This is a genomic window from uncultured Zoogloea sp. (assembly GCF_937894855.1).
In the GTDB taxonomy this organism is placed as follows: domain Bacteria; phylum Pseudomonadota; class Gammaproteobacteria; order Burkholderiales; family Rhodocyclaceae; genus Zoogloea; species Zoogloea oryzae.
Genome location: NZ_CALAYQ010000086.1, coordinates 1 through 9,007 on the forward strand (window position 1 = coordinate 1; position 9,007 = coordinate 9,007).

At 67.6% G+C, this 9,007-nt stretch carries 8 protein-coding genes and 1 pseudogene; 3 read left to right on the forward strand and 6 right to left on the reverse strand.

The window, feature by feature from the left end:
* Together Q0672_RS11280 and Q0672_RS11285 are read left to right on the forward strand one after the other, a co-directional pair.
* Positions 1-333: pseudogene (locus Q0672_RS11280) on the forward strand (AMP-binding protein); the annotation flags it as partial.
* Positions 334-348: 15 nt separating this feature from the next.
* The gene (locus Q0672_RS11285) at positions 349-1,269 is read left to right on the forward strand and encodes a hydroxymethylglutaryl-CoA lyase (protein WP_298622242.1); all 921 of its coding nucleotides are present in this window, start codon (positions 349-351) and stop codon (positions 1,267-1,269) included.
* 1 nt (position 1,270) lies between these two features.
* On the opposite strand, the gene Q0672_RS11290 is transcribed toward Q0672_RS11285, so the two are convergent.
* Positions 1,271-2,029: a fused MFS/spermidine synthase gene (locus tag Q0672_RS11290; RefSeq protein ID WP_298622244.1), complete on the reverse strand. Its 759-nt coding sequence runs from the start codon at positions 2,027-2,029 to the stop codon at positions 1,271-1,273.
* A gap of 72 nt (positions 2,030-2,101) precedes the next feature.
* On the opposite strand from Q0672_RS11290, the gene Q0672_RS11295 reads away from it, so the two are divergent.
* Positions 2,102-2,404, forward strand: a complete 303-nt coding sequence (locus tag Q0672_RS11295; RefSeq protein WP_153163038.1) for a hypothetical protein — start codon at positions 2,102-2,104, stop codon at positions 2,402-2,404.
* 2 nt (positions 2,405-2,406) lie between these two features.
* On the opposite strand, the gene Q0672_RS11300 is transcribed toward Q0672_RS11295, so the two are convergent.
* From Q0672_RS11300 to Q0672_RS11320, 5 genes are all read right to left on the reverse strand, one after another.
* On the reverse strand, positions 2,407-3,375 hold the full coding sequence (locus Q0672_RS11300) for a hypothetical protein (RefSeq protein WP_298622247.1): 969 nt from the start codon (positions 3,373-3,375) through the stop codon (positions 2,407-2,409).
* Positions 3,372-5,909 carry a DNA mismatch repair protein MutS gene (gene mutS / locus Q0672_RS11305; RefSeq protein ID WP_298622254.1) on the reverse strand — a complete coding sequence of 846 codons (2,538 nt, stop codon included), beginning with the start codon at positions 5,907-5,909 and terminating at the stop codon, positions 3,372-3,374. Before mutS ends, Q0672_RS11300 begins: the two co-directional genes overlap by 4 nt.
* A 444-nt stretch (positions 5,910-6,353) precedes the next feature.
* A complete protein-coding gene (locus tag Q0672_RS11310; protein ID WP_298622249.1) occupies positions 6,354-7,058 on the reverse strand; it encodes a polysaccharide deacetylase family protein in 705 nt (234 codons plus the stop codon).
* Between the two features lie 329 nt (positions 7,059-7,387).
* Complete coding sequence (locus Q0672_RS11315) at positions 7,388-8,485, reverse strand: FUSC family protein (protein ID WP_298622251.1); 1,098 nt, start codon at positions 8,483-8,485, stop codon at positions 7,388-7,390.
* Between the two features lie 212 nt (positions 8,486-8,697).
* A partial coding sequence (locus tag Q0672_RS11320) for a hypothetical protein (protein ID WP_298622253.1) occupies positions 8,698-9,007 on the reverse strand: 310 nt, incomplete at its 5' end.

The following is a 9,007-nucleotide window of genomic DNA, read 5'->3' on the forward strand; positions in this document are numbered from 1 at the left end:
ATGGTGATCCGCGGCGGCGAGAACATCTACCCGCGGGAGATCGAGGAATTCCTCTATCGCCACCCCAAGGTGCTCGACGTGCAGGTGGTGGGCGTGCCCGACAAGAAATACGGCGAGGAGCTGTGCGCCTGGATCATCGTGCGCGACGGCCAGCGGCTGACCGAAGACGAAGTGCGCGCCTTCTGCCAGGGCCAGATCGCCCACTACAAGATCCCGCGCTACATCAGCTTTGTGGACAGCTTCCCGATGACGGTGACCGGCAAGATCCAGAAGTTCCAGATCCGCGAGAAGATGAAGCAGACCCTCGGCCTCCAGGAAGCCGCGACCGCCTGAGACGGAGCACCCACCATGACCCTCCCCACCCATGTCCGCCTCGTCGAGATGGGCCCCCGCGACGGCCTGCAGAACGAAAAGCAGGTGGTCAGCACCGAAACCAAGGTCGAGCTGATCGCCCGTCTGGGCGCCGCCGGCCTGCCCGCCATCGAAGCCACGTCCTTCGTGTCGCCCAAGTGGGTGCCCCAGATGGGCGACAACGCCGAGGTGATGCGCCGCATCCAGCGCCTGCCGGGCGTCGATTACCCGGTGCTCACCCCCAACCTGCAGGGCTTCGAGGCGGCGCTGGCAGTGGGGGCGACGGAAGTGGCGGTGTTCGGCGCCGCGTCCGAATCCTTCAGCCGCAAGAACATCAACTGCAGCATCGCCGATTCCCTCAAGCGCTTCGAGCCGGTGATGGCCGCAGCCCAGGCGGACGGGGTGAAGGTGCGCGGCTATGTATCGTGCGTGCTGGGCTGCCCGTATGAGGGCGAAGTCGATCCCCAGGCCGTCGCCGATGTCGCCGCCACGCTCTACCAGATGGGCTGCTACGAGGTGAGCCTCGGCGACACCATCGGCGTGGGCACCCCGGGCAAGACGCGGCAGATGCTGGACGTGGTGGCCCGCAAGGTGCCGGTCGAAAAGCTCGCCGGCCACTACCACGACACCTACGGGCAGGCGGTGGCCAACATCTACGCGTCGCTCGAAGCGGGCGTGGCGGTGTTCGACGCGGCGGTGGCGGGCCTCGGTGGCTGCCCCTACGCGGCGGGCGCCTCGGGCAACGTGGCGACGGAGGACGTGGTGTATCTGATGAACGGCCTCGGCATCCACACCGGCATTGATCTCGACGCGCTGGTGGATACGGCAGGCTGGATCAGCGAACGCCTGGGCCGCCCGCCGGCATCAAAGGTGGCGCGGGCGGTGCTGGCGAAGCGGGCCGCGGCCTGCCAGGGCTGAATCAGAGCCGGACGGTCTTGTCTGGGAAGTCTCCGGATTTCTCCATCCGGCGGATCGTCGGCGCCAGATCGAGGCCCGTCGCGTCCTTCAGCGCCTTGGCCCGCTCCCGCAGGGTGGCGAGGCTCAGTTCAACCGCTGCGCCGGTGGTCGCAAAGGCCACCACGTTGCCGCTGTCCACCTCCGGCAGCGCCAGTACCCGGCCGCCAAAGGCCTTGCGGATGCGCTGGAGCTGGGTCTTGAAGCCCCGCAGCTGGCCAAACAGATTGACCGACAGCAGCCCCTGGTCCGACAGCCGGGCGCGGCAGGCTTCGTAGAACGGCTGGCCGGACAGCGCGCCGGCGCTGGCCTTGCTGTCGAAGCCATCCACCGCGATCAGATCCCACTGGGTTTCGTCCTCGGCCACGAAGGCGGCGCCGTCGCCGATCACCACGCGCAGCCGCTCGTCCTCGTCAGGCAGGCGGAAGAACTGGCTCGCCACAGCGTGCACCTCGGGCAGGATCTCCACCACCGTGACCTGCGCCTGGGGCAGGTGGCGGTGGACGAACTTGGCGAGCGAACCGGCGCCGAGGCCGATCAGCAGCACCCGGGCTGGCCACGGCGCATCGCGCAGCAGCAGGCCGGCCATCATCTCGCGGGTGTAGTCGAGCTCGAGAGCATCCGGCTTGCGGATGCGCATCGCGCCCTGAACCCAGTCGGAGCCAAAGTGCAGGTAGCGGACGCCGCCTTCCTCGCTGATGTCGATGTCGATGTCGTGATTCATGGTCGATCGGGTGTATGCTGCAACGCAGCGACGGCGCCGGTCTTGCGGTGGCGCGATTCAAGGAAACGGAACATGAGCACCTTCGAAAACTTCAATCACGAGCTGGAATCCATCGACCTGGAGATCGCCCGGCTGGCCCAGTTGTGCGATGTGCATCTGCTGGAGCCCGGTGTGGCCGAGGCCGTGCTGCGGGGCGACACCAGCCTGTGCAATGTCACCAACCAGCTCGCCTGGGACAAGATGCGCGGCCTGCTGGTGCTGCACTACCACGTGGTGCAGGAAGCGGCGGCCATCGACGGCGTCGAGGCGGCGGCTGAAGGCGTGCGGCGGGCGCTGGAGCGCGTCCAGGCCCGGCTGCGCCCCGTCCAGCAATAGTCTCAATTCCCCGCGCCCGGCGAATAGTGCCGGGAGTCGAAGCGGAACAGCGGCTTCGATCCCGGCGTCACGTCCACCTTCACCCAGCCCATGAAGGGTGAGCCGAAGGTTTCCACGCGGGTGAAGTTCTCCACCAGCGCGCCGCTGGCCGGATCGGCCAGGGGCTGGTTGATGCGGTGCACGTGGGTGTCGCCGTGGACGAACAGCACTTCACCGGCAAAGCTGCGGGTCTCGGTGAGGAGCTGATCCAGCAGCTGCCGATAGGCCCGGTTGGGCCGGCCGGCGCTGAAATCCTCCAGATCCGGGTTGCCCTGCTGGATCAGCACCACGCCTTCGAGCTTCTTTTCCCGCGCCAGCCGGAAGGCATCCGCCACCCAGGCCTTGACGGCCGCCGAGCGCTGGATGAACTCCTCCGACGGGCCCGCCGCGCGGCCCAGGTTGTTGTCGCTGCCCGGCACGTTGAGGGTGGCGAATAGCACGGGCCCCTTCTGCCAGCGCTGGTGCTCGATCCATTTGCCAAAGGCCGGATCATCCGCCTGGCTCTCGACGGGCATCGGGCTCTGGCCGAGGCTTTTGCGCGGATCGGCAAAGAAAAGCTGGCGCAGCCGGGCCAGGCGCTCGACCGCATCGTAGCCGCCGGCGGCGCGCCGGTTGCAGTCGGTCCATTCGTTGTCGCCGGGCACGAACACGAAGGGGTGGTAGCTGGCCTGGAAATCCGCCAGCCGGGCCGCGTACAGCGTGTCGTCGCAGCGCTCGCTGCTGGCCTTGATGTCGCCCACGTGGGCCACGAAGGCCAGCGGCTCGGCGTCCATCTGGGCGATGAGATCGGGCAGGTGGCGGCGCTCGAAGCCGTTGTAAGGCGTGTCGCCGAAGAGGCCGAAGGCGAAGCCCTCAGCGGCCAGCGCCGTGCTGCCCGCAAGGGTCAGGGCGAAGCCGGCGAGCAGGCGGCGGAGCAGGGCAGGGCGCATCATCCGGCGCCCAGGCGCTTGAGTTCGTAAAGGGCTTCGAGGGCTTCCCGCGGGGTGAGGGCGTCGGGGTCGATGTCGGCCAGGGCGCCGAGCACCGGGTGCGACATGGTCTCGGGCTCGTCGGGCGGCAGGCTGGCGAACAGGTCGGCCTGGGGGCCGCCGCTGATCTCGCGGTTTTCCAGCGCCCGCAGGCGGCGCTTGGCGTCACGCACCACGGTGCCGGGGATGCCGGCGAGGGCCGCCACTTCGATCCCGTAGCTCTGGCTGGCCGGGCCTTCTTCCAGCGCGTGCAGGAAGACGATGCCGTGGTTGTGCTCGACCGCATCCAGATGCACGTTGGCGCACTCGGGGTAATCCTGGGCGAGGCGGGTGAGCTCGAAGTAGTGGGTGGCGAACAGCGTCCAGCAGCGGTTCTTCTCGAGCAGGTGGCGGGCGATCGAAACGGCCAGCGCTACGCCGTCGAAGGTCGACGTGCCGCGGCCGATCTCGTCCATCAGCACCAGGCTCTGGTCGGTGGCACCGTGGAGGATGCTGGCTGCCTCGGTCATCTCGACCATGAAGGTAGAGCGGCCCGAGGCCAGATCGTCCGACGCGCCGATGCGGGTGAAGATGGCGTCCACCGGCCCGATGCGCGCGGCGCTTGCCGGCACGAAGCAACCCACATGGGCGAGTAGCACGATGAGCGCGACCTGCCGCATGGTGGTGGATTTACCGCCCATGTTGGGGCCGGTGATGAGCAGCATCCGTCGTGTGGGATCGAGCCGGCAGTCGTTGGCGATGAAGTTTTCCACCTGCCGTTCGACCACCGGGTGACGGCCGGCGACAATCTCGATGCCGGGCTGGTCCGAGAACTGCGGCTGGGCGTAGCCGTAGCGGGCGGCGGCCTCGGCAAAGGCCGAGAGGCCGTCCAGCACCGCGCAGGCCCGGGCGATGCGCTGGAAGCGCGGGATGTCAGCAGCGAGCTTGTCGAGCACCTCTTCGTAGAGCAGCTTCTCGCGGGCGAGGGCGCGCTCCTGGGCGGACAGCGCCTTGTCCTCGAAGGCTTTCAGCTCGGGCGTGATGAAGCGCTCGGCGTTCTTGAGCGTCTGGCGGCGGCGGTAGTCGTCGGGCAGTTCGATCTTCGCGGCGTTGGTGGCGGAGATCTCGATGTAGAAGCCGTGAACACGGTTGAACTCGACCTTGAGGTTGGGCACGCCGGTGCGTTCGCGCTCGCGGGCTTCGAGTTCAAGCAGGAAAGCGCCGCAGTTGGTCTGGATGCCGCGCAGCTCGTCGAGATCGGCGTCGAAGCCTTCGGCGATCACGCCGCCGTCGCGCAGCACCGTGGACGGCTCGGGCGCGATGGCGGCGACGAGCAGGTCGAGCGCGGTCTCTGGCGTGGCGAGCTCTTCCATCATCCGCTGGAGCAGCGGCGCCTGGGGCGTGCCGAGGGCGGCGCGGAGTTCGGCGAGGCGACCAAGGCTGTCGCGCAGGGCCGAAAGATCCCGCGGACGGGCGCTGCGCAGGGCCACGCGGGCGGTGATCCGCTCCACGTCCGACACGCCGCGCAGCACGCGACGGGTGATCTCGGCCGGGCCTTCGCCCAGCTCGGCCACTGCTGCATGGCGATGGGCGGCGATGCTGCGGTCGCGCAGCGGGTGGTGCAGCGCGTGGCGCAGCCAGCGCGAGCCCATGCTGGTGGCGCAGGTGTCGAGGAGCGACAGCAGGGTGGGCGCGGCCTCGCCCCGCAGGGTTTCGGTGAGCTCCAGGTTGCGCCGGGTGGCGGCGTCGAGGCGCAGGTAGGCCGAATCGCGCTCGGCGGTGAGCGCGGTGATGTGGGCCAGGGCCTGGCGCTGGGTGGCGCGGGCGTAGTCGAAGAGCGCAGCCGCAGCGGCCAGGGCCACCGGCATCTCGTCGGCGCCAAAGCCGGCCAGATCGCGGGTGCCAAAATGAGCGGTGAGCAGGCGGCGGGCGGTTTCGGCGTCGAACTGCCAGTCGGCCAGCCGGCGCAGGCTGGGGGCGAGCTGATCCAGCAGTGGCAGGCGCAGGCCGTCGGGGATCAGCACCTCGGCCGGGCGCAGGCGCTCGAACTGGGCGGCGAGCTGGGGCGCATCGCATTCGAGCACCCGGAAATCACCGTTGGCGAGGTTGAGCCACGCGAGGCCCAGCACGCCGCGATGCAGATTGACCGCCAGCAGCGGCGCGTCGGCCTTGTCGTCGAGCAGCGCGGCATCGGTGAGCGTGCCTGGCGTGACGATGCGCGACACCGCGCGCTCCATCGGCCCCTTGGTGGCGCCGCCCGGGTCGCCCACCTGCTCGGCGATCACCACGGATTCGCCCAGCTTGACGAGTCGTGCGAGGTATTGCTCGACCGCGTGGTGCGGCACCCCCGCCATCTTGATCGGCTGCCCGGCGGACGCCCCCCGCGTGGTGAGGGTGATGTCCATCAGCCGTGCGGCCTTCTCGGCGTCCTCGAAGAACAGCTCGTAGAAGTCACCCATCCGGTAGAAGAGCAGCGTGTCCGGGTGGTCCCTTTTAATGCGAAGGTACTGCTGCATCATCGGGGTGTGACTGCTTATCTCGTCGTCCGTGAGGCCCTGAATTTTCTCGGTTTTCTTGCTCAAGCCGTTGATCCTGCTTACGAAACTGTGTCGGTGGTGCGGCGGCCCTGGCGGGGTGTGCGGTGGGCTGCGGCGTGGTCAGAAAATGACGCCATGAGCCGTCTGCATGCGCGGGTGGCCGTGCTGCCTGTACCTGGGAAAGCCCTTGTTCTCGACGACCATCCGGGCCAGCGGGGGCACGGTGTGTTGCGCGGATCGACCGTCATGGAAGCCCGGTTGATGGGGGCTGGCGGCGGGTGAAGATCGGGCGCTGGCCGGTGGTGTCGGTTTCGGCCGCGATTGTCGCATGGGCGGGGCGGAAACGTCGCCGGGATGCAGGGGAGGATAGCGCTGGAGGGGGGCTGGCTGGGGCGCGGGCGATGCTGCGCCCGGCCTCAGCCGGGCTTAGGCGCCAGCGCTTGACGGCCCCATCCCGTGTTCGCCAATCCGGCGATCCTGAAGCGTCGTTTCCGGGTGCTTGCCGCGCCGGATCGGTGCCGACCGGGGCGTGTTCTTGGTGAGGAGCTTCCACAGCACGCCGAACGCGGTGTTGCCTTGCGACACGGGTTTGCGGGGCAGGGAGAGCAGGTCGTCCTCGGGCGTGGCAATGGCCCGCAGGCAGGTCGTGCCCGTGACGTAGCCCGCATCGGCGGCTGCTTCGACGGCACGGATGTCGTGGCTGCCGTAGGGATAGCAGAAGTGGTCGACGCGGGTGCCCAGCACGTCCTCGAGCATCCGCTTGCTGATCGACACTTCCTCGACGACCGCCTGGGTCTTGAGGCTGGCGAGCCTGGGGTGGCTGAGGGTGTGGGAGCCAATGGTGAAGCCCATGGATTGCGCCTCCCGGAGCTGCGCGGCCGTCATCAGCGGGGCCGGTGTCAAACCCTCGGGCGCGACCCATTGCGACGTCTCGCCCAGCATCCCGGCAACGGCATAGACGACGGCGGGGTAGCCGTGCCGGTCGAGGATCGGGGCCGCGTATTCGAGGAAATCCACGTAGCCATCGTCGAAGGTGAGCACGACCGGGCGCGGCGGCAGCACGGTCTCGCCGCGCAGGCTCGCGGCCGCTTCGTCAAGGCTGATCACCGCGTAACCGGCGCGGCTCAGCATTTGCATCTGCGATTCGAATCGCGTCACGTGGCAATACTGGCCGCGGTGGCTGGGCATGCGCTGAGGAAAATCTCCGACGCGGTGATACGTCAGTATGTTGATCCGGGTCATGACTCGGTGTTTCTCGTGGGGAATGGGCGTTCGTGGCGGTGTTGCCCTGCTTTATCAGACTGCAACACGAGATTCTGCTGGGTGCGCCTTACACGCCTTTGAAGAAAACCTTTCGGCAAGCTTGCGGGAGCGTCAGAACTTGTCCGCCGATTGGACCGGGCGCCGTTGCGGGCCGGTTCAGCGGTGCGCGCTGGCCAAGGGGATTGGCCCGTGAGACCTCACTGCGGCTCGCGCCCGACGCCCAGCAGGCGCCGGATGGGCCTGCCGATGGCGCTCCGGACGCGTGGGTCGTGCAGGCACACGCCCCCGGCGAGCCCGACCGCACAGCCCAGCAGCGTATCGAGGAAGCGTGCCTGCACCAGCGTGCCCGGATCGAGCTGGCCCAGGTTGCCGGCTTCGGCCAGCAGCAGGGTGAGCGGGGTGATGAAGATCGCCGCAAAGCCGTAGTGGCGCACCACTGCGGTCTCGATGATGAAGGCCAGCAGGGTGATCGTCACCGCGATGCTCCACTTCTCCAGCGGGAGCGACAGCAGCGCCCACGACAGCACCAGCCCGATGGCGGTGCCCAGCAGGCGTTGGAGCTGCTTCTCCCACACCGCCCGGAGCGACATCCCCTGGATCACCGCAAGACAGCTGATCGGCACCCAGTAGGCGTTTTCCATCTGCAGCAGTTGGGCGAGGGCGAGGGACAAGCCCACCGCCAGGCCGATCACCAGCGAATCGAAGACCACGAAATCGAAGGTGGCGGGCGGGATCGGCTCGACCGGCTTTGGTGCGCGCCGGCTGAGGATGAACAGGCTGTAGAAGAAGGCGATCAGGCAGGCCAGAAGGCTGCCCATGGCGATCAGTCCGACCTTCTGGGGAATCTGCAGGATGTCGCCCGGCGAATAGGCGCCGATCGCCGCGGCCATGATGAAGAACAGGCTGCCCGGCACGCCCACCCGATAGAAGCGGCACACCATCGTCACCAATATGGCGATGAAGGTGAGCACCGGCGTCATCACCGCCGGCAAGACGTGGCTCATCACCCCCAGGGCGTAGCAGGCGATCATTCCGAAAGCAGTGGCCATCAGCGACACCATGCGGTGGGCCATGGGGGTTTCCGGCAGGTACAGGAACACCAGCCCGCCCAGGGATGAGATCAGCCCGTACTCCAGATGTCCGAAAAACGCGCCCACAAAGAGCGGCAGCCCGTTGGCCAGCGCTGCGGCAAAGGGCATCTGCCACGGCCGGTCGCTGGGCTTGATGGTGACAAGCTGGCGCAGTTCGTCACGGACGATGTCGATGGCGCGGCGGCGGGGTGCCGGTGGGGGCATGGTTGGGGGTGATCTGCGGGAAGCGAGGAGCAAGGGTAACGCGCTTCGGGCAGATGGTCACGGGCAAAGCGTGGCCTGCACGGGAGAGGTACAAAAAACGGCCGAGATGCAGCTCATCCACCGTAAAAACAAGGATTCTGCGCGGCGGAAGGTTGTTTTTTCGCCGCTGAAGTCAGTTTGGCGCTGTCGAACGTCGATATTCTTCACCAAACTCAATCTCGCTCGCGACGAACGCAGTTTGGCGGCGGCGAAGTGTGTTTGGCGTCACCAAACAACGTCCTCTGCGGGGCGAAGTGTGCTTGCCAGCGCCGAACGTCGTCCGGCGGAGCCGAAGATACTTCGGCGAGGTCGAATCGAAGTTCGGCGGCGTTGAAGCAGGTTTGGACGGGAGGAGGGGAGATCGGCGGCACAAAGCAAAAAGGCCAGTCCGAAGACTGACCTTTTTTGCTTGATTCTTTGGTCGGGGCGGCGGGATTCGAACTCGCGACCCCTTGCACCCCATGCAAGTGCGCTACCAGGCTG

What these genes read in the sequence shown, in the direction of transcription:
- Q0672_RS11285 (WP_298622242.1), top strand. Translation starts at nt 349, where the DNA reads ATGACCCTCCCCACCCATGTCCGCCTCGTCGAGATGGGCCCCCGCGAC.
- Q0672_RS11290 (WP_298622244.1), bottom strand. Translation starts at nt 2,029, where the DNA reads ATGAATCACGACATCGACATCGACATCAGCGAGGAAGGCGGCGTCCGC.
- Q0672_RS11295 (WP_153163038.1), top strand. Translation starts at nt 2,102, where the DNA reads ATGAGCACCTTCGAAAACTTCAATCACGAGCTGGAATCCATCGACCTG.
- Q0672_RS11300 (WP_298622247.1), bottom strand. Translation starts at nt 3,375, where the DNA reads ATGATGCGCCCTGCCCTGCTCCGCCGCCTGCTCGCCGGCTTCGCCCTG.
- mutS (WP_298622254.1), bottom strand. Translation starts at nt 5,909, where the DNA reads ATGATGCAGCAGTACCTTCGCATTAAAAGGGACCACCCGGACACGCTG.
- Q0672_RS11310 (WP_298622249.1), bottom strand. Translation starts at nt 7,058, where the DNA reads ATGCTGAGCCGCGCCGGTTACGCGGTGATCAGCCTTGACGAAGCGGCC.
- Q0672_RS11315 (WP_298622251.1), bottom strand. Translation starts at nt 8,485, where the DNA reads ATGCCCCCACCGGCACCCCGCCGCCGCGCCATCGACATCGTCCGTGAC.